17 protein-coding genes are annotated in these 18,509 nt (G+C 72.6%); 8 read left to right on the top strand and 9 right to left on the bottom strand.

All coding sequences use genetic code 11. The annotated features are described in order from the left end of the window. Nucleotides 1-16 precede the first annotated feature (16 nt). Nucleotides 17-664 (top strand): spherulation-specific family 4 protein, encoded by a 648-nt coding sequence (locus tag ABTY04_RS22650; protein ID WP_352215203.1) that lies wholly within the window; start codon nt 17-19, stop codon nt 662-664. Then, nucleotides 661-1,491, top strand: coding sequence for an endo alpha-1,4 polygalactosaminidase (locus ABTY04_RS22645; RefSeq protein WP_352215174.1), 831 nt, complete (start codon nt 661-663; stop codon nt 1,489-1,491). Before ABTY04_RS22650 ends, ABTY04_RS22645 begins: the two co-directional genes overlap by 4 nt. Here ABTY04_RS22645 and ABTY04_RS22640 read toward each other — a convergent pair. The 5 genes from ABTY04_RS22640 to ABTY04_RS22620 all read right to left on the bottom strand — a co-directional run bounded on the left by ABTY04_RS22640 (nt 1,488) and on the right by ABTY04_RS22620 (nt 7,817). After that, on the bottom strand, nt 1,488-2,660 hold the full coding sequence (locus ABTY04_RS22640) for a sensor histidine kinase (RefSeq protein ID WP_352215202.1): 1,173 nt from the start codon (nt 2,658-2,660) through the stop codon (nt 1,488-1,490). The genes ABTY04_RS22645 and ABTY04_RS22640 overlap by 4 nt on opposite strands. Before the next feature lie 82 nt (nt 2,661-2,742). Next, on the bottom strand, nt 2,743-3,477 hold the full coding sequence (locus tag ABTY04_RS22635) for a hypothetical protein (RefSeq protein WP_352215173.1): 735 nt from the start codon (nt 3,475-3,477) through the stop codon (nt 2,743-2,745). Then, nucleotides 3,474-5,384: a phosphatidylglycerol lysyltransferase domain-containing protein gene (locus ABTY04_RS22630; RefSeq protein ID WP_352215172.1), complete on the bottom strand. Its 1,911-nt coding sequence runs from the start codon at nt 5,382-5,384 to the stop codon at nt 3,474-3,476. The genes ABTY04_RS22635 and ABTY04_RS22630 overlap by 4 nt, the downstream gene beginning before the upstream one ends. A 91-nt stretch (nt 5,385-5,475) precedes the next feature. After that, on the bottom strand, nt 5,476-6,540 hold the full coding sequence (cobT, locus tag ABTY04_RS22625; RefSeq protein ID WP_352215171.1) for a nicotinate-nucleotide--dimethylbenzimidazole phosphoribosyltransferase: 1,065 nt from the start codon (nt 6,538-6,540) through the stop codon (nt 5,476-5,478). Between the two features lie 71 nt (nt 6,541-6,611). Beyond that, nucleotides 6,612-7,817, bottom strand: coding sequence for a bifunctional adenosylcobinamide kinase/adenosylcobinamide-phosphate guanylyltransferase (locus ABTY04_RS22620; RefSeq protein ID WP_352215170.1), 1,206 nt, complete (start codon nt 7,815-7,817; stop codon nt 6,612-6,614). 104 nt (nt 7,818-7,921) lie between these two features. On the opposite strand from ABTY04_RS22620, the gene ABTY04_RS22615 reads away from it, so the two are divergent. Continuing rightward, entirely contained in the window at nt 7,922-8,134 is a 213-nt protein-coding gene (locus ABTY04_RS22615; protein WP_352215169.1) for a hypothetical protein, read from the top strand. Nucleotides 8,135-8,215: 81 nt separating this feature from the next. Here ABTY04_RS22615 and ABTY04_RS22610 read toward each other — a convergent pair whose 3' ends face one another. Together ABTY04_RS22610 and ABTY04_RS22605 are read right to left on the bottom strand one after the other, a co-directional pair. Then, nucleotides 8,216-8,923, bottom strand: a complete 708-nt coding sequence (locus ABTY04_RS22610) for a class I SAM-dependent methyltransferase (protein WP_352215168.1) — start codon at nt 8,921-8,923, stop codon at nt 8,216-8,218. Nucleotides 8,924-9,024: 101 nt separating this feature from the next. Continuing rightward, nucleotides 9,025-9,633, bottom strand: a complete 609-nt coding sequence (locus tag ABTY04_RS22605) for a DUF3043 domain-containing protein (protein ID WP_352215167.1) — start codon at nt 9,631-9,633, stop codon at nt 9,025-9,027. A gap of 325 nt (nt 9,634-9,958) precedes the next feature. Between ABTY04_RS22605 and ABTY04_RS22600 the strand changes: the two genes are divergently transcribed. Together ABTY04_RS22600 and pspAA are read left to right on the top strand one after the other, a co-directional pair. Continuing rightward, complete coding sequence (locus ABTY04_RS22600; RefSeq protein ID WP_352215166.1) at nt 9,959-10,753, top strand: PspA/IM30 family protein; 795 nt, start codon at nt 9,959-9,961, stop codon at nt 10,751-10,753. A 13-nt stretch (nt 10,754-10,766) separates the two neighbouring features. After that, a complete protein-coding gene (gene pspAA, locus ABTY04_RS22595; RefSeq protein WP_352215165.1) occupies nt 10,767-11,045 on the top strand; it encodes a PspA-associated protein PspAA in 279 nt (92 codons plus the stop codon). A gap of 129 nt (nt 11,046-11,174) precedes the next feature. Here the strand turns inward: pspAA and ABTY04_RS22590 are convergent, their stop codons facing one another. Continuing rightward, nucleotides 11,175-11,945, bottom strand: a complete 771-nt coding sequence (locus tag ABTY04_RS22590) for a hypothetical protein (RefSeq protein WP_352215164.1) — start codon at nt 11,943-11,945, stop codon at nt 11,175-11,177. Nucleotides 11,946-12,030: 85 nt separating this feature from the next. Here ABTY04_RS22590 and ABTY04_RS22585 point away from each other — a divergent pair, with 85 nt between their 5' ends. From ABTY04_RS22585 to ABTY04_RS22575, 3 genes are all read left to right on the top strand, one after another. After that, entirely contained in the window at nt 12,031-12,864 is an 834-nt protein-coding gene (locus ABTY04_RS22585; protein ID WP_352215163.1) for an adenosylcobinamide-GDP ribazoletransferase, read from the top strand. Nucleotides 12,865-12,919: 55 nt separating this feature from the next. Beyond that, the gene (locus ABTY04_RS22580) at nt 12,920-13,618 is read left to right on the top strand and encodes a response regulator (RefSeq protein WP_352215162.1); all 699 of its coding nucleotides are present in this window, start codon (nt 12,920-12,922) and stop codon (nt 13,616-13,618) included. Nucleotides 13,619-13,814: 196 nt separating this feature from the next. Further along, complete coding sequence (locus tag ABTY04_RS22575) at nt 13,815-16,955, top strand: efflux RND transporter permease subunit (RefSeq protein WP_352215161.1); 3,141 nt, start codon at nt 13,815-13,817, stop codon at nt 16,953-16,955. A 91-nt stretch (nt 16,956-17,046) separates the two neighbouring features. Here the strand turns inward: ABTY04_RS22575 and nadA are convergent, their stop codons facing one another. Then, nucleotides 17,047-18,234 carry a quinolinate synthase NadA gene (gene nadA, locus ABTY04_RS22570; RefSeq protein ID WP_352215160.1) on the bottom strand — a complete coding sequence of 396 codons (1,188 nt, stop codon included), beginning with the start codon at nt 18,232-18,234 and terminating at the stop codon, nt 17,047-17,049. Nucleotides 18,235-18,509 lie beyond the last annotated feature (275 nt).

The raw sequence follows: 18,509 nt of genomic DNA, 5'->3' as shown, positions 1-18,509 counted from the left end.
CAAGAAGAAGGACCCCATGCTGCTGGTGCCCCTCTACGAGCACCCCGCCGACCGGCCCGATGACTGGGAGCTGCTGATCCGCTCCGCCGGCCGGCTGCACTCGGTGGTCCTCAACCCCGCCAGCGGGCCGGGCGAGGCCCCCGACGAGCGGTTCGCCGCCGTCGCGGAGCGGCTGCGCGACGCCGGGGTTCCCGTCCTCGGGTACACGGACACCGACTACGGGCGGCGCCCGCACGCCGCGGTGGTGCAGGACCTGCTGCGCCACCGCGACTGGTACGGCGCCGACGGGGCCTTCCTCGACCAGGCCTCCGCCGATCCGGGGCTGCTGTCGCACTACGGCCGGCTCGCCGTCGCCGCCCGGGCCGCCGGGGCCCGCACCCTCGTCCTCAACCACGGGGTCCACCCGCACCCCGACTACGCCGGGCTCGCCGACCTGCTGGTCACCTTCGAGGGCCCCTGGGACGCCTACCGGGACGCGGCGGTGCCGCCCTGGACGGCCGACCACCCCGCCCAGCGGTTCTGCCACCTCGTGTACGCCGTCCCGCCGGGCGCGCCCGCCGCCGAACTCGCCCGGCAGCGGGGGGCGGCGGTGCACTGCGCGGTCCCCGGGACCGGCGCGCACCCGTGGGGAACCCTCCCGTACGCACTGGAGGCCACCGGATGAGGCGCTCGTTCAGGTGCGGCCGCGTCCTGCCGCTCGCCCTGCTGTTCCTGCTGGCCGCCTGCACCACCGTGGGGCCGGAGCCGCCGGACGACCTGGCGCCCGCCCCGGCGCCGGGGGAGCGCTGGCAGCCCAGGCCGCGCGTCAGCTGGCAGTGGCAGCTCACCGGGAAGCTCGACACTTCGGTGAAGGCCGCCGTGTACGACGTCGACGGGTTCAACACCACCAAGGAGCAGGTCGCCGGACTGAAGAACGCCGGCCGGCGGACCATCTGCTACCTCTCCACCGGCGCCTGGGAGGACTTCCGCCCCGACGCCGGCGACTTCCCGAAGACGATGCTCGGCGAGGGCAACGGCTGGGAGGGCGAGCGCTGGCTGGACATCCGGCGGCTGTCCGAGCTTGAGCCGCTGATCGCGAAGCGGTTCGACATGTGCCGGGACAAGGGCTTCGAAGCGGTGGAGCCGGACAACATGGACGGCTACCGCAACAAGACCGGCTTCCCGCTCACCGCCGACGACCAGCTGAAGTACAACCGGCTGATCGCGAAGCTGGCGCACGACCGGGGCCTCGCGGTCGGCCTGAAGAACGACCTCGACCAGATCCCGCAGCTGGTGGGGGACTTCGACTTCGCGGTCGACGAGCAGTGCTTCGAGTACGACGAGTGCGAGCGGCTCACCCCGTTCATCACGGCGGGCAAGGCCGTCTTCCACGTGGAGTACGAGGGCCGGATCGGCCAGTGGTGCCCGCGCTCGCAGGAACTGCAGTTCAGCTCGCTGCAGAAGAAGTACGAACTGGGCGCCTGGCGCCAGGTCTGCCCGCCCGCGGGCTAGGCGACGGGCAGGACGGCGTGGACGCGGTAGCCGCCTCCGAAGCGGGGGCCGGCGAAGCAGGAGCCGCCCAGGGCCGTGGCCCGCTCGCGCATGCCGAGCAGGCCGTGGCCGCCGCCCGCGCCGTCGTCCGCGTCGGCTTCGGCGGTGCCGCCGTCGTCCAGCACGGTCACCTCCACCGAGGGGCCCACCCGGACCACGCTGACCTCCGCCCGGACCTCCGGGCCGGCGTGCTTGCGCACGTTGGTCAGGGCCTCCTGGATCACCCGGTACGCCGCCAGGTCCACGGCGGCCGGCAGCGGGTCCCGCTCCCGGCCCAGCTCGACCATCACCTTCACCGGCAGCCCGGCGTGCCGGAAGGTGTCCACCAGCTCGTCGAGCACGGCGAGCCCCGGCGCCGGCTCGGTCGGCGCCTCCGGATCGCCGGACTGCCGCAGCAGACCGACCGTGGCCCGCAGCTCGTTCAGTGCCGAGCGGCTGGCGTCCCGTACGTGGGCCAGGGCCTCCTTCGCCTGGTCGGGACGCTTGTCCATGACGTGCGCGGCCACCCCCGCTTGCACGTTGACCAGGGCGATGTGGTGGGCCACCACGTCGTGCAGGTCCCGGGCGATCCGCAGCCGCTCCTCGGCGACCCGCCGCCGGGCCTCCTCCTCGCGGGTCCGTTCGGCCCGTTCGGCCCGCTCCCGTATGGCGTCGATGAACGCCCGCCGGCTGCGCACGGCGTCGCCGGCGGCTGCGGCCATCCCGGTCCAGGCGAAGATGCCGATGTTCTCCTGCGCGTACCAGGGCAGCGGTCCGGCCAGCATGGCCACGCCCGTCAGGCCGGCCATCGTCAGCACGGCGATCCGCCAGGTCGTGGGCCGGTCGGTGCGGGAGGCCAGCGTGTACAGGGCGATCACCGTGGACATGGCGACGGGGGCCCGGGGCTCGCCGGTGGTCAGCTCCAGCAGGCACAGCCCGATGGTCATGGCGAGCACCGTGCGCGTGTGCCGGCGCCGGAACACCAGCGCGGCCGCGCCCAGCACCATCAGCACCAGGGAGAACGGTTCGGGCGTCCGGGTCCCGAAGGTGGGCCCGTGCGGGCCGTGCGGATTGGCGAAGGAACCGATGACCATGGAGACGAGCGCCCCGAGCGCGAGGACGGCATCGGTGGCGAGCGGATGGGTCCGCATCCAGTGCCGGGTGGGGGCGAACGGCCCGAGGTCTGTCGTCACCCCGATACGGTACGGCCTGCCTCCGCCGGGGCGGTCCGCGTCAGGTGCCGGGGCGCTGCGGGGGCAGCGGGGCGGCCGGCGGCGGGCGCCGGCCGAGGGGGGTGCGGGAGCGTTCCGGGCCCCATTTCGCGCGGACCACGCACACCGCCATGACGGCGGCGATGGCCGCGAGGTGCTCCTTGCCCGCCAGGTTGTCCTTGACCAGCACCTCGCCGATCATCACCGCGATCACGACGGCGCCGGTCAGGTACGCCCGGTACCGCCAGCACACGTAGATCGCGAGGCCGACCACCGCCGCCGACGGGCCGGTGTCGTTGACGACGCGGTCGGACACCGGCAGGCCGAAGGGGTGGTCGGCGCCCAGTGAGAGCCCGATCCGCGCGTACGTGGTCCCGGCGAGGGTGGCGACGTATCCGACGAGCAGCGTGCGCCACCAGCCGATGCAGATCTCCGAGATCCCGAAGACCAGGAGGATCTGGGCGAGCGCCCCCCACACGGGCAGGTCGAGGGCGGGGACGAACACGGACAGCGGGGTGCGCAGCACGGCCAGCCACAGCGGGTCGACGGCCTTGACCGACCCGAGGTTCTGGACCGGCCGGAACCCCCAGGACGTGTTCTGGACGATCTGGAAGACCGTGGTCAGGCAGACGGCCCCCAGTGTCATCGGGGCGGCCCGCCACTTGTCGCGGACGAGGGCGTCACGGACGGTCCAGAACAGGGGCCCCCACTCGCGGCGGGCGAACCGCCGGAGGGGGGTGGTCGTCCATGCCGTCAACGATTGGTCTCCAGGTGTTTGCGGTTCAGCCACTTCGGCAGACCGGGAGCCTCCAGGAAGCCCTCGGCCCGGCCCGCCGCGATACCGATCCGCAGCAGGTCGGAGCTCTTCTCGAAGAGCATGAACCGCGGTTCCCAGATCGGCCGGTATTTGGCGTTGGCCCGGTAGAGGGACTCGATCTGCCACCAGCGGGAGAAGAAGCTCAGCAGCGAGCGCCACATGCGCAGCACCGGACCCGCGCCGAGCTTGGACCCCCGCTCGAAGACGGAACGGAACATCGCGAAGTTCAGTGAGACCTGTGTGACGCCGATCTCCTTGGAGCGTTCCAGGAGTTCGATGACCATGAACTCCATCAGGCCGTTCTCGGAGTCGCGGTCACGGCGCATCAGGTCCAGCGACAGGCCCTTGGGGCCCCACGGGACGAAGGACAGCACGGCGCGCAGCTCGCCGTTGCCGTCGGTGCACTCCAGCATCACGCACTGGCCGTCGCCGGGATCGCCCAGTCGGCCCAGCGCCATCGAGAAGCCGCGCTCGGTCGCGCCGTCGCGCCAGTCGTCGGCCCGGGTGAGGAGCACGTCCATCTCGGCGGACGGGATGTCGGCGTGGCGGCGGATCCGGACCGTGTACCCGGCCCGCTTGACGCGGTTGTAGGCCTGCCGGACGGTGCGCATGGCACGGCCCTCCAGGGTGAACTCGTCGGTCTCGACGATGGCTTCGTCGCCCAGTTCCAGCGCGTCCAGTCCGTGCCGCGCGTAGATCTGCCCGGCTTCCTCGCTCGCGCCCATCACGGCCGGCACCCAGCCGTGCTCGCGTGCCTCGGCCAGCCAGGGCTCGATGGCGCCGGGCCAGGCCTCGGGGTCGCCGATCGGGTCGCCGGAGGCCAGCGAGACGCCGCCGACGACGCGGTAGGTGACGGCGGCCTTGCCGGTGGGGGACCAGATGACGGACTTCTCACGGCGCAGTGCGAAGTAGCCCAGCGAGTCGCGGTCGCCCTGCCGGGCGAGCAGCGCGCGCAGCTTCTCCTCGTCCTCCTCGGTGAGCGGGTCGACGGCGCGGCGCGAGCGGAAGGCGGCGAGCAGCACGGCGATGAGCAGCAGCGTGGACATGACGTTGATGACGATGTCCACCCAGCCCGGAGTGGTGATCGCGGCGTAGTCGCGCGCGTTCGGCTCCAGGGTGATCAGGCGCATCACGCCGTACCGCCAGCGGGCCAGGAACGTGGCGTCGGCGGCGTCCGGGTCGGTGTTGGCGGCGCCGACGATCAGCGCGGCGAGCAGCGAGGTGAACAGCAGGCCGACGGCGCCGACGGCGGTGGCCAGCTTGGGGTTGGAGCGGTCGCCCTTGGCGTAGAACTCCCGGCGGCCGAGCAGCAGGGCGCCGACGAACGCCGCGGTCAGCACGAGGGAGACCCAGTTCTGGGTGTGGTCGCGGAACTCCGGATAGCAGAGGTTGAAGTCACCGCTGGTGCAGGGGGCGAAGGCCGCGGTCGCGAAGGCCAGCAGCAGCATGCCGCTGAGCACCAGGTTCAGGATCCACGCGGCCCGCTTGCGGCGTCCCATGGTGACCGCGAGCAGCAGGGAGAACAGGCCGGACGCGAAGCCCGCGGTGAGCAGGTACGGGGTGTAGAAATCGGCGGTGTTGTGCCGGCGCAGGTCCTGTCCGAGCGAAAGCCACACCGCGCTGAGGAAGTTGACGAAGGTGACGGCGCGCAGGTACCAGACCGCGAACGCGGCGCTGCGCCGTGAACGGGCGGAGCCCCGGCCGGTCTCCCGGCCGCCCCCTTCGTCCTTCCTGTCGTCTTTCCTGCTGTTCGTGTCTTTGCCGGATCCTTGGGCCGCCTTGGCGGCCTGTGTTGCCTGTGCGGCGGTCCGGTCGGTGTCTGCGCTGGTCAAGCGGGCCTCTCCCATGAAACGCGATGATATGGGGCCCCGCCGTCGATGGGTGGCCCGGTCCGGGGAACGAGGCCCGTCGGACCGCGGAACTCCCGGAGCGGGGCATTCAGTCCTTCGGCTCCTGCGCCGCCTTCTCCGGGAGCTGCGCCGCGAGTGCGGCGGCCGCCTGGACCAGGGGGAGGGCCAGCAATGCCCCGGTTCCTTCTCCCACAGAGACGCCGTGGTCGAGCACCGGGTTGAGTGCCATCCGGTCCAGGGCCTTCGCCTGCCCCGGTTCGCCGCTGGCCTGCCCGGCCAGCCACCAGTCGGGGGCCCGGAACGCGGCGCGCTGGGCCACCAGGCCGCAGGCCGCGGAGACGACGCCGTCGAGGATGACGGGCGTACGGCGCACCGCGCACTGGAGCAGGAACCCGGTGATCGCGGCCACGTCGGCGCCGCCGACCGCCGCGAGCAGGGCCACCTGGTCACCGAGGACCGGGCGGGCCCGGCGCAGTGCGTCGCGGATCGCCGCGCACTTGCGCATCCAGGTCAGGTCGTCGATGGGCCGGCCGCCGCGCCCGGTGACCACCGAGGCATCGGTTCCGCACAGGGCGGCGACGAGGGTCGCCGCGACGGTGGTTCCACCGACGCTCAAGTCCCCGAGGACCACGAGGTCGGTGCCGGAGTCGGCCTCCTCGTCGGCGATCCGCATCCCGAGCCGCAGGGCGGCGTCGGCCTCCTCAAGGGTGAGCGCGTCCTCGGTGTCGATCCGCCCGCTGCCGCGGCGCACCCGGTGGCGGACCACGTCCTCGGGCAGCAGCCCGGGCTCGCAGTCCAGGCCGGCGTCCACGATCCGCACGCCGGCGCCGATCCGTCCGGCGAGGATCGAGACGGGGCTGTTCCCGTCGAGCACGGAGCGCACCAGCTCGTGCGTGCTGCCGGCGGCGCGGGCGGACACCCCCTCGGCGGCGATCCCGTGGTCGGCGGCGAACAGCACGACGCGGGGCCGCTCGATCGGCCGGACGGGCACCCGCCCCTGCGCGGCGGCCAGCCACTCGGCGAGCTCGTCGAGCCGCCCCAGCGCCCCGGCCGGCACGGCCAGCCGCTCACGGCGTTCCTCGGCGTCACGCCGGACGCCCCCATCGGGGCGCTCGATCAGATCGGAGAAGTCGTCGAGATTCAGCGTGGTCATCTGCCAGAGCGTACAGCGGGTAAGGCCCTCCCCAAGCCCCTCCGGACGAGGCGTGCGGCCGGCGCGCGGAGTCAGTCCTTCAGGACCACCGCCTGCCCGGCCACCACGAGCAGGACGTGCTCGCACTCGGCGGCCACCATGTTGTTCAGGCGCCCGAGTTCGTCACGGAAACGACGGCCGGAAGCGGTCGCGGGAACGATCCCCGAGCCCACCTCGTTGCTGACGGCCACCACCGTGCGGCGGGTCGCCCGCACGGCCGCCACCAGCTCCGCCGTCCGCTCCCGGAGCTCCTTTTGCCCCTGCCCCGCCCAGACGGCGTCGTCCCAGGCCCCCGCCCGGTCCATCGCGTCCGTCAGCCACAGCGCGAGGCAGTCGATCAGCAGCGGCGGCCCTCCCTCCACCAGCAGCGGCACCAGCTCGCACGTCTCCACCGTCTGCCAGCCCGCCGGCCGCCGCTCCCGGTGCAGGCCGACCCGCGCCGCCCATTCGGCGTCCCCGTCCCGGGAGCCGGAGGTGGCCACGTAGACCACCTCCGGGAAGCCCACCAGCCGCCGCTCCGCCTCGAAGGACTTCCCGGAGCGGGCCCCGCCGAGCACCAGCGTCCGGCGCGGCAGGTCCGGCACCGCGTGGTACTCGCCGACCGTGACCGTCGTCCCGTCCGGCACCGCCCGCGCGCCGGCCGCAGCGCACCGGCGCTCCAGCTCCCGGCCCGGCGGGGTGTCGTGGTCCAGGTGCACGGCGATCACGTCCGTGGTCGGCCCGGCGGCGCCGCTCGCCCGCAGCCGGGCCAGCGCCTCCGGCCGGCCCAGCACGTCCGCGAGGACCACGTCGTACGGGCGCTGCGCCATCTCGCCGTCGGTCCCCGCCGGCGCCCCGCCGGGCGGCAGGTACAGCAGCCGGCTCCCGTCCGGCCCGGTCACCTCGTACCCGGTGCCCGGAGAGTCCATCGGCACCGCCCGCACGCGGTGCCCGCTGATCACCGAGAGCTCCCGGCCGTCCGGGACCCGCCCGGCGGCCGGCAGCCCCGGAGGCAGTTCGAGCGGCGGGCCGTCGTGCGGATGGCTGAGCAGGACCTGCCGTACGCCGGCCAGCGAATGCCCCGCGCGGGCGCCGGCGAGCACCGCCCCCGGGGTCAGGTCGAGCAGCAGCGCCCCGTCGACGAGCAGGGAGGTCGCGGTGCGCGAGCGGGGGCCGACGGAGACTGCGCAGGCCGCGCAGGGACAGCCGGGGCGGGGCAGTCCTTCGGGTGTGCCGGTGCCGAGCAGAGTGAGTTCCACAGGAAGATCCTCCCGCGTCCACGGGACTGGTGCTCGCCCGGCTACTCTGCGGGCAGGCTCAAGGCGAGAAGCGTGCGAGCAGCGGACGAGCAACGGAGGCGGACATGGCGTGGACGTGGCGGTTCGAGACGGCCGACGGCACCGAGACGAGCCCGTCGGTGGTGCCGGAGGAGTTCACCACGCAGGGAGACGCGGAGTCCTGGATCGGCGAGTACTGGAAGGAGCTGCTGGAAGGCGGCACCGAGAAGGTGAAGCTGTCCGACGACAACGGCACCGAGCTGTACGCGATGAGCCTGCGCGAGGCGCTGGACGCCTGAGCCCGGCCGTACGGCGAAGCCCCGGGTCCGTGTGCGGGCCCGGGGCTTCTTCGCGTCCTCGGCGGGGCTGATTAGGAACGGTCAGCCCCGTACGCCGCACAGGTGCAGCAGCGCGGCGACCCCGCGGTACGGGTCGGTCCGCCCGGCACGGTCCTCGGCGGCCAGCAGCCGCTCCAGCTCCTCGTCCGGGGGCAGCGTCTCGCCGGCCTCGGTCCCGTCGGTGAAGACGCGTACGCCGTACCAGGCCTGGAGCGGGGCGCCGATCCCGGACAGCGTGGCGGTGAGCCCGGCCAGCCGGTCGGCCCGTACGTCCAGGCCCAGCCGGTTCGTGTAGTCGACGGTGTCGAAGGCGGCCAGCGCGCCCGACCAGTCGGCGCCCAGTCCGGGCCGCATGGCGAGGGCGTCGCCGTTGCGCACCAGCAGGGACAGCAGTCCGCCGGGGGCCAGCATCCGGGCCAGGCCGGCGAGCATCGCGTCCGGCTCGGGCACGTACATCAGCACGCCGTGGCAGAGCACCACGTCGAAGCTGCCCGGCGTGAAGTGCGCGCCGGTCTCCCGGCCGTCGCCCTCCAGGAGCTCGACCCGGTCCTGGATCCCGGCGGGTTCGGCCGCCAGCGCCGCGTGGGCGACGGCGAGCATGGCGGGATCCTGTTCCAGCCCGGTGACCTTGTGCCCGGCGCGGGCGAGGCGCAGCGCCTGGGTGCCCTGGCCCATGCCGACGTCGAGGACGCGCAGCCGCTGCCCGACCGGGAAGCGGTGCGCGATCTGTTCGTCGACCTGGCGGCCCACGAGTTCCTGGCGGACGGCGTTGCGCAGTCCGCCCAGTCCCTCAAGCCACAGCCTGGCGCCCCCCGCGAAGCCGTCCCCCGACGCTCCGGGCTTACCTCCGCTCAGGGCCGTTCCCCGCGCTTGACCTGCGGCTTCGGCAGGCGCAGCCGACGCATCTGGAGGGTGCGCATCAGGCCGTACGCGACGGCGCCGCGGCGCGGCTCATCGGGGAAGCGCTGGGCGAGGGCCTTGCGCAGGCGGAAGCCCAGGCCGATGGAGTCGACGATGATCAGGGCGATCACGGCGAGCCACAGCATCAGGGCGATGTTCTGGATCGACGGCACCCGCACCATGCTCAGCACCAGGATGATCACTGCCAGCGGCAGGAACATTTCGGCGACGGAGAAGCGGGAGTCCACGAAGTCGCGGACGAACCGGCGGACGGGGCCCTTGTCGCGGACGGGCAGATAGCGCTCGTCCCCACTGGCCAGCGCCTCGCGCTGCTTGGCCATCTCTACCCGGCGGCGCTCACGGGCACGCTTGGCGTCCTCCTTGCGATTGCCGGTCGAGGCCACCACGGCCTTGCGCTGGGACTGGGCCACAGCACGCTTCGGCGTCGGGCGGCCCTTCGGGGCCTGCGGGTCACGGGGCTGCGAGAGGTCGGCGCTCACCTTGTCGGTGGCGGCGGCCTTCTCTTCCTTGGAGGAGCGGCTACCAAACACAAAACCCAAGCCTACGTGGTTGCGGCCGGGTGCCCCACCCCGTCCGGGAACGATCCGGCAACGGCGGGCGTCTTCCCTGTGCAGGGTTCGCGCCGCGGATCGGGCCTTTCCCGGACTCCCCCCGGCGCAGGTCGGGGGAACACCTACTCCCTACGCCTGACAAGGGCGGGGGAGGAGTCGTCCTGGAGGAGGAGCGCATCCGTACACGAACAGTGCGGTAATGGAGACAGGGCCCGTACTGTGGGTTCTGATGGCGGTCGGCTCGGGGGACCGGGGTGATCGCCATGGCTGGTGACCTGGAGCGAAGTCCGTCAGAAGGGGGCGCGCGAAGCCCATGAGCGGTGTCATGAAGCGTATGGGGATGATCTTCCGCGCGAAGGCGAACAAGGCCCTGGACCGGGCCGAGGACCCGCGCGAGACCCTCGACTACTCGTACCAGAAGCAGCTGGAGCTGCTTCAGAAGGTGCGCCGCGGCGTCGCCGACGTGGCGACCTCCCGCAAGCGCCTGGAGCTGCAGCTGAACCAGCTCCAGGGCCAGTCCGCCAAGCTTGAGGACCAGGGCCGCAAGGCGCTGGCGCTGGGCCGCGAGGACCTGGCCCGTGAGGCACTGTCCCGGCGCGCCTCGCTCCAGCAGCAGGTCAGCGACCTGGAGGTGCAGCACCAGACCCTCCAGGGCGAGGAGGAGAAGCTGACACTGGCCGCGCAGCGCCTGCAGGCCAAGGTGGACGCCTTCCGGACGAAGAAGGAGACCATCAAGGCCACGTACACGGCGGCGCAGGCGCAGACCCGCATCGCGGAGTCCTTCTCCGGCATCTCCGAGGAGATGAGCGACGTCGGCCTGGCCATCCAGCGGGCCGAGGACAAGACCGCCCAGCTCCAGGCCCGCGCCGGCGCCATCGACGAGCTGCTGGCCTCCGGCGCCCTCGACGACCAGAGCGGCCTCGGCTCCAAGGACGACATCCAGGCCGAGCTGGACCGCCTTTCCGGCGGCACGGACGTGGAGCTGGAGCTCCAGCGGATGAAGGCCGAGCTGGCGGGCGGCCCGTCGGCGCAGCAGCAGGCCATCGAGGGCGGTGCCCCGGGCAGTGCCCAGCAGTCCCAGGGCCAGCACCGCTTCGACAAGCAGTAGGACGGGGCCCGTCATGATTGTCCGCATCATGGGGGAAGGGCAGTGGAAGGTGGGCGACGCCCACTTCACCGAGCTCAACCAGCTGGACGACGAGCTGCTCGCGGAGATGGAGAGCGGTGACGAGGAGGGCTTCCGGCGCACGCTGGGCGCACTGCTCGACGCCGTGCGGCGGCTCGGGGAGCCGCTGCCGGACGATGCGCTGGAGCCGTCCGAGCTGATCCTCCCGGCGGAGGACGCCTCGCTCGCCGAGGTCCGGGAGATGCTCAGCGACGACGGCCTGATCCCGGGCTGAGCCCCGGCGGCAGGACGCGGACGTACCGGCGGCGCCCGGCCGGCCCCCTTCGCGGGGCCGGACCGGGCGCCGCCGCGTCGTACGGGCCGGGCCGCAGGCCGGGCCGCGCCCCGGAGTCCCGTTGCCCCGTCAGTGTTTCGTCGGCTTCGTGACCGCCGACCGCTCCGGATCGGGGGTCCCGCCGATGAAGTTCTCGAACCTGCGGCGCGGGGCCGCCCAGCGCCGGTCGTGGTGGAACGCGCGCAGACTGGCCTTGGCGCGGGCCCGCGGGCGTTTCGCGTAGAACCTCTTCGCGTACGGGGAGCCGGGCCGGGCCAGCCTGATCGCCCCGACCAGCGCCACGAAGGGGATGACCGTGCCGAAGAGCGCGGTGCGCGCCTTGCCCTTCCACAAGGCGATCAGCGCCAGGAAGAAGTTGGTGGCGGTGTTCATGGCGACGAGCCCGCGGCTCTGCCGCTCCCCCGAGGTCAGGTCGTTGACGCCGAACGGCAGGAATCCGCCCAGCACCAGTGCCACGAGCGCGGCCGTCAGGACCACGATCTCGACGCTCTTGCGGCCCTGCTCGCTCCAGTAGACGTCGTCGAGGTGCAGGATCAGCGCGAACTCGTCCAGGACCAGGCCCGCGCCCAGACCGAAGATGACGGCGGAGAGCAGGGCGCCGAAGCCGTACCGGCCGCTGCCGACCGCACCGAACCCGCCGATGATCACGAGGACGACGCCGGGCACCACGTGGTGGACGTGCACACCGCCCGGGGTGATGTTCTTGAACGGCCCCCGCCCGGCCCGGATCAGCCGCGTGATCACGCGGGTGACCAGGAACGACGTCACGAACGAGACCAGAGCGAGGAGCAGGGGCAGTTTTCCCGGTTCGACGATGTTCCGATACCACCAGTGACCCATCCCGCCGGCTCCCTGTCGTGGCAGCTCCCCTTTTTCCCGTATGGGGCAATTTACCGCCCGCGGCGAGCGGGTAGCGTTCGCGCCGATGACAGATTCGTTCGATGCCCAGTCCCCGGCGGCGCCGTCGGCGCCGCCCGCCGAGCGCGCCTCCTTCCGCGACGGCGTCCGCTTCGCGTTCGGCACGCTCACCGTGCTGCCCGCCCGCATCACCCGCTGGGACCGCCCCGCGGCCCGCACCGGCATGGCCTGTGCCCCGCTCGCCGGGCTAGTCGTGGGCGTGCTCGCGGCCGCGGCGGGCGCGCTGCTGCTGGTCCTGGGCGGCGGTCCGCTGCTCGCGGCGGCCGTCACCGTCGCCGTGCCGGCCGCCCTGACCCGGGGGCTGCACCTGGACGGGCTCGCCGACACCGCCGACGGGCTGGGCAGCGCCAAGCCCGCCGAGGCGGCGCTGCGCATCATGAAGCAGTCCGACATCGGCCCCTTCGGGGTGGTGGCGCTGCTGCTGTTGCTGCTCGTCCAGGCCGGGGCGCTGTCGGACATCTACGCCGACAGCTGGGTCCGAGGCGCCCTCGCGACGGTCCTCGCGGCCGTCACCGCCCGGCTGGCCATGACGCTGGCCTCCCGCGACGGCGTGCCGCCGGCCCGGCCCGAGGGGCTGGGGGCGGCGGTCGCCGGGGTGGTTCCGCGGGGCTCGGCCGCGCTGGTCACCGCGCTGGTGGTGGCGACGGCCGCGGCCGTCGCCGTACCGCTGGGCCCCCTGGCCGCCGCCCAGCACGCGGGCGCGGTCCTCGTCGCCCTGGCGGCGGCCGAAGTCCTGCTCCGCCGGTGCGTGGGCCGCTTCGACGGCGTGACGGGCGACGTCTTCGGCGCCCTCGCCGAAGTCTCGGCGACCACGGCCCTGGTGGTCCTGGCCCTGGGCTGACCCCCGGCGGCCCCGCGGGCACCGGCCCCGGAACCTGACCGCGTAGGGTCGGGGCGTGGAAGAGACGCCGACGACCATCAGGGTGCTGCTCGCCGACGACCAGGCCCTGCTCCGCAGCGCCTTCAAGGTGCTGGTCGACTCCGAGCCCGACATGGAGGTCGTCGGCGAGGCCTCCGACGGCGCCCGGGCCTGCGAGCTCGCCCGGCAGACCCGGCCCGACGTGGTGCTCATGGACATCCGGATGCCCGGCACGGACGGACTCGCGGCCACCCGCATGATCAGCGCGGACCCCGAACTCGCCGCCGTCCGCGTGGTCATGCTGACGACCTTCGAGGTCGACGAGTACGTCGTCCAGTCCCTGCGGGCCGGCGCCTCCGGGTTCCTCGGCAAGGGCGCCGAACCCGAGGAGCTCCTCAACGCCATCCGCGTCGCCGCCGCCGGGGAGGCGCTGCTCTCCCCGGCCGCCACCAAAGGGCTCATCGCCACGTTCCTCGCCCAGGGCGGCGGCGACCCCGGCGTCCCGGCGGCCGCGCACGCCGAACGGCTCGCCGCGCTGACCGTCCGGGAGCGCGAGGTCCTCGTCCACGTCGCCGCGGGTCTGTCCAACGACGAGATCGCCGGACGGCTCGAAGTCAGCCCGCTCACCGTCAAGACCCACGTGAACCGGGCCATGGCCAAGCTCGGCGCCCGCGACCGGGCCCAACTGGTCGTCATCGCCTACGAATCGGGACTGGTCCGCCCCCGGGCCGAGTAGCGGCGCGGCCGGCGGCCCCGCCCCGCCGGCCCGGCCGCGCAGTACGGCCGCGCAGTACGGCCGCGTACTGCGGACGCGGTATGCCGCACATAAGGACGGCACCTTGGGGCGACGCACCACCGCCCGGGGTACGGGAGCCTGAAGGCCCGCGGCCTCCGAGGCCCACGCGCACCCCACTGCAGAGAGATCCCACGCCATGTCCTGGCTGTCCCGCTTCAGCCTGGCCCAAAGAGCGCTGATCGGCCTCGTGTCGATCACCGCACTGCTCTTCGGCGCCATAGCCATCCCGCAGCTCAAGCAGCAGCTGCTGCCGTCCATCGAACTGCCGATGGTGTCCGTGCTCGCGCCGTACCAGGGCGCCTCGCCCGACGTGGTGGAGAAGCAGGTCATCGAGCCGATCGAAGCCACCCTCAAGGGCGTCGGCGGCATCACCGGCATCACCTCCACCGCCAGTGAGGGCAACGCCCTCATCATGGCCAAGTTCGACTACGGCGACAGCGGCACGAAGCAGCTCGTCGCGGACGTCCAGCAGGCCGTGAACCGGGCCCGCGTACGGCTGCCCGCCGAGGTGGACCCCCAGGTCGTGGCCGGCTCCACCGACGACATCCCGACCGTCGTCCTCGCCGTCACCGCGGACAAGGACCAGCAGGCGCTGGCCGATCAGCTGAACCGTTCCGTCGTCCCCGTCCTGGAGGACATCCAGGGCGTCCGCCAGGTCAGCGTCGACGGGGTCCAGGACCTCCGGGTCGCCGTCACCCCCGACAACGCCAAGCTCGCGGCGGCCGGCCTCGACGGCGCCGCCCTCGCGCAGGGCCTCCAGGCGGGCGGCGCCGCCGTCCCCGCCGGCTCCTTCGACGAGGCGGGCAAGAACCGGACCGTCCGCGTCGGCGGCGGCTACACCTCCCTCGCCCAGCTGGAGGACCTGCGACTGAGCGCCGGCCCCGGCAAGCCGGCCGTGCGCCTGGGCGACGTCGCCACCGTCCAGCAGGAACCCGCCAAGGCCGTCTCCATCACCCGGACCAACGGCAAGCCCAGCCTCGCCCTCGTCCTCACCATGGACAAGGACGGCAGCGCCGTCGCGATCTCCGACGCCGTCCGGGACGAACTGCCCGAGCTGCGCTCCGCACTGGGCGCCGGCGCCGAGCTGACCGTCGTCAGCGACCAGGGCCCGCCCGTCGCCAAGTCCATCTCCAGCCTCACCACCGAGGGCCTGCTCGGCCTGCTCTTCGCGGTGATCGTGATCCTGGTCTTCCTGGCCTCGCTGCGCTCGACGCTGGTCACCGCGGTCTCCATCCCGCTGTCCGTGGTCCTCGCGCTGATCGTGCTGTGGACCCGCGACCTGTCGCTCAACATGCTGACCCTGGGCGCGCTCACCATCGCCATCGGCCGCGTCGTCGACGACTCGATCGTGGTTCTGGAGAACATCAAGCGCCACCTCGGCTACGGCGAGGAGCGCGAGGCCGCCATCATCGCCGCGGTCAAGGAGGTCGCCGGCGCGGTCACCTCCTCCACGCTCACCACCGTCGCTGTGTTCCTGCCCATCGGCTTCGTCGGCGGCATGGTCGGCGAGTTCTTCGGCCCGTTCTCCCTGACCGTCGCGGCGGCCCTGCTGGCCTCGCTGATCGTCTCCCTGACGGTCGTGCCGGTGCTCTCGTACTGGTTCCTGCGCGCGCCCAAGGGTGTCGACCCGGCGAACGCCGAGAGCGTGGCGAAGGCCCGGCGCGAGGCCGGGGAGAAGGAGGCCAGGAGCCGTCTCCAGCGGTTCTACGTCCGGGCCCTGGGCCTGGTCACCCGCCGCCGGATCGCCACCCTGGCCGTCGCGGTCGTGGTCCTCGTCGCCACCTTCGGGATCGCCCCGCTGCTGAAGACCAACTTCTTCGACCAGGGCGAGCAGAGCGTCCTGACGGTCAAGCAGCAGCTCCCCCCGGGCACCTCGCTGGCCGCCTCCGACGAGGCAAGCCGCAAGGTGGAGAAGGCCCTGACCGGGGTCGAGGGCGTCAAGGACTACCAGGTCACCGTCGGCTCCTCCGGCTTCCTGGCCGCCTTCGGCGGCGGTACGGGCTCCAACCAGGCCTCGTACCAGGTCACTCTGGAGGACTCCGGCGACTCCGAGGGAGTCAAGAAGCGCATCCAGGACGCGCTCGGCAAGCTCGACGGCATCGGCGACACCGCCATCTCGGCGGGCGGCGGCTTCGGCAGCCAGAACCTGACCGTGGTCGTCAAGGCGGGTGACGCGGGCGTCCTCGCCAAGGCCGCCGAGCAGGTCCGGGCCGAGGTGGCCGCCCTCGACGACGTCACCGACGTACAGAGCGACCTGTCCCAGTCCGTGCCCCGGATCTCGGTGACCGCCACCCCCAAGGCCGCCGAGGCGGGCCTGAACCAGGCGGCGCTGGGCGCGATCGTGGCCCAGGCCGTACGCGGCACCCCGGCGGGCAAGGCCGTACTGGACAACACCGAGCGGGACATCGTCATCAAGTCCGCGCACCCGGCCACCACCCTGGCCGAACTGCAGGCGCTGCCCGTCGGCCCGGTCCGGCTCGGCGACGTCGCCGAGGTCAAGGAGGTTCCAGGCCCGGTCTCGATGACCCGGATCGACGGCGCCCGCGCCGCCACCATCACCGCGAAGCCGGTGGGCGACAACACCGGCGCGATCGGCGCCGCGCTCCAGACGAAGATCAAGGCACTGGACCTGCCCGAGGGGGCCACCGCCACCATCGGCGGTGTCGCCGAGGACCAGAGCGACGCCTTCGCCTCGCTGGGCCTGGCCATGCTCGCAGCCATCGCGATCGTGTTCATGCTGCTCGTGGCCACGTTCCGCTCGCTGGTCCAGCCGCTGATCCTGCTGGTCTCGATCCCGTTCGCCGCGACCGGCGCGCTCGGCCTGCTGCTGGTGACCGGCACCCCGCTGGGCGTCCCGGCGATGATCGGCATGCTGATGCTCATCGGCATCGTGGTGACCAACGCGATCGTCCTGATCGACCTGGTCAACCAGTACCGCGCCCAGGGCCTCGGCGTCGTCGAGGCCGTCATCGAGGGCGGCCGGCACCGCCTGCGCCCGATCCTCATGACGGCCCTCGCGACGATCTTCGCGCTGCTCCCGATGGCGATCGGCGTGACCGGCGGGGGCGGGTTCGTCTCGCAGCCGCTCGCGGTGGTGGTGATCGGCGGCCTGGTCAGCTCGACCCTGCTGACGCTGCTGCTGGTGCCGACCCTCTACACGATGATCGAGCTCCGCAAGGAGCGCCGCCGCGCCAGGCGCGAGGCCAGGCGCTCGGCCCGCCTCACGGTGGTCCCGGCGCCGGACGCCGCGCAGGAGCAGTCCCCGGCACAGGTCTGACGGACGGTCCGGCAGGACGGTCCTGCGGACGCCCGAAGGGCCGCCCCCCTCGATCGAGGGGGGCGGCCCTTCGGGCGTACGGGAGGGACGGCTACGGGAGCGCGAGCATGCGCTCCAAGGCGAGCTTGGCGAAGCTCTCCGTCTCCTTGTCGACCTGGATCTGGTTCACGAGGGTGCCCTCGGCCAGCGACTCCAGGGTCCACACCAGGTGCGGAAGGTCGATGCGGTTCATCGTCGAGCAGAAGCAGACCGTCTTGTCGAGGAAGACGACCTCCTTGTCCTCCGCGGCGAATCGGTTCGCCAGGCGGCGGACGAGGTTCAGCTCGGTGCCGATGGCCCACTTGGAGCCGGCCGGGGCCGCCTCCAGCGCCTTGATGATGTACTCCGTCGAGCCGACGTAGTCCGCGGCCGCCACGACCTCGTGCTTGCACTCGGGGTGGACCAGGACGTTCACACCCGGGATGCGGGCGCGCACGTCGTTGACCGAGTCGACCGAGAACCGGCCGTGCACCGAGCAGTGGCCGCGCCACAGGATCATCTTGGCGTTCCGCAGCTCCTCGACGGTCAGGCCGCCGTTCGGCTTGTGCGGGTTGTAGAGCACGCAGTCGTCCAGGGACATGCCCATGTCGCGGACGGCGGTGTTGCGGCCCAGGTGCTGGTCCGGCAGGAAGAGCACCTTCTCGCCCTGCTCGAAGGCCCAGCCCAGGGCCCGCTCGGCGTTGGACGACGTGCAGATCGTGCCGCCGTGCTTGCCGGTGAACGCCTTGATGTCGGCGGAGGAGTTCATGTACGAGACGGGGACCGTCACGTCGGCTATGCCCGCCTCGGTGAGCACGTCCCAGCACTCCGCGACCTGCTCGGCGGTGGCCATGTCGGCCATCGAGCAGCCGGCGGCGAGGTCCGGCAGGACGACCTTCTGGGCGTCCGAGGTCAGGATGTCCGCGGACTCCGCCATGAAATGGACGCCGCAGAAGACTATGTACTCGGCCTCCGGCTTGGCGGCCGCGTCCTTGGCCAGCTTGAAGGAGTCGCCGGTGACGTCGGCGAACTCGATCACCTCGTCACGCTGGTAGTGGTGGCCGAGGATGAACACCTTGTCCCCGAGCTTCTCCTTGGCCGCGCGGGCGCGCGCGACCAGGTCCGGGTCCGACGGCGAGGGCAGGTCGCCGGGGCACTCCACCCCGCGCTCGCTCTTGGGGTCGGCCTCGCGGCCGAGCAGCAGCAGGGCAAGGGGCGTCGGCTGGACGTCCAAAGGCTGGGCGGTGGTCACGACACGCACCCTTTCTGTTCTGCGACAAGGGGACTTCTGCAGAGCTTCGACTTCTCGTCTATTTGACGCTATCTATGATAGCCGCTTCATGTCACTTTGACGATGCCGATAGTGTCGATGTGACGAATTCGCCTGAGACGAAGCCCTCGGTCCGTCGGGACCACCCGCCCGCGGTGGTGTGCGAGCATGAATATCTGAAACATGCGTCGGGTCCGGAATGAATCCGCGGCCCCGCTCGTTGCCATCGACGGCAAGAGTCCGACGTTTCCCTGCCTGAGGCGGGG

It is taken from the genome of Streptomyces sp. NPDC097981 (assembly GCF_040302565.1).
Classification (GTDB): Bacteria; Actinomycetota; Actinomycetes; order Streptomycetales; family Streptomycetaceae; genus Streptomyces.
The sequence above is the reverse complement of the archived record's forward strand: the minus strand, read 5'-3'. Positions and strand labels throughout refer to the sequence as shown.

Bases quoted from the DNA above. Each gene is read 5' to 3' on its own strand.
- ABTY04_RS22650 (WP_352215203.1), top strand. From the start codon at position 17: ATGCTGCTGGTGCCCCTCTACGAGCACCCCGCCGACCGGCCCGATGAC.
- ABTY04_RS22600 (WP_352215166.1), top strand. From the start codon at position 9,959: ATGAGCGGTGTCATGAAGCGTATGGGGATGATCTTCCGCGCGAAGGCG.
- pspAA (WP_352215165.1), top strand. From the start codon at position 10,767: ATGATTGTCCGCATCATGGGGGAAGGGCAGTGGAAGGTGGGCGACGCC.
- ABTY04_RS22640 (WP_352215202.1), bottom strand. From the start codon at position 2,660: ATGCGGACCCATCCGCTCGCCACCGATGCCGTCCTCGCGCTCGGGGCG.
- ABTY04_RS22615 (WP_352215169.1), top strand. From the start codon at position 7,922: ATGGCGTGGACGTGGCGGTTCGAGACGGCCGACGGCACCGAGACGAGC.
- ABTY04_RS22590 (WP_352215164.1), bottom strand. From the start codon at position 11,945: ATGGGTCACTGGTGGTATCGGAACATCGTCGAACCGGGAAAACTGCCC.
- ABTY04_RS22575 (WP_352215161.1), top strand. From the start codon at position 13,815: ATGTCCTGGCTGTCCCGCTTCAGCCTGGCCCAAAGAGCGCTGATCGGC.
- ABTY04_RS22630 (WP_352215172.1), bottom strand. From the start codon at position 5,384: ATGGGAGAGGCCCGCTTGACCAGCGCAGACACCGACCGGACCGCCGCA.
- ABTY04_RS22585 (WP_352215163.1), top strand. From the start codon at position 12,031: ATGACAGATTCGTTCGATGCCCAGTCCCCGGCGGCGCCGTCGGCGCCG.
- ABTY04_RS22645 (WP_352215174.1), top strand. From the start codon at position 661: ATGAGGCGCTCGTTCAGGTGCGGCCGCGTCCTGCCGCTCGCCCTGCTG.
- cobT (WP_352215171.1), bottom strand. From the start codon at position 6,540: ATGACCACGCTGAATCTCGACGACTTCTCCGATCTGATCGAGCGCCCC.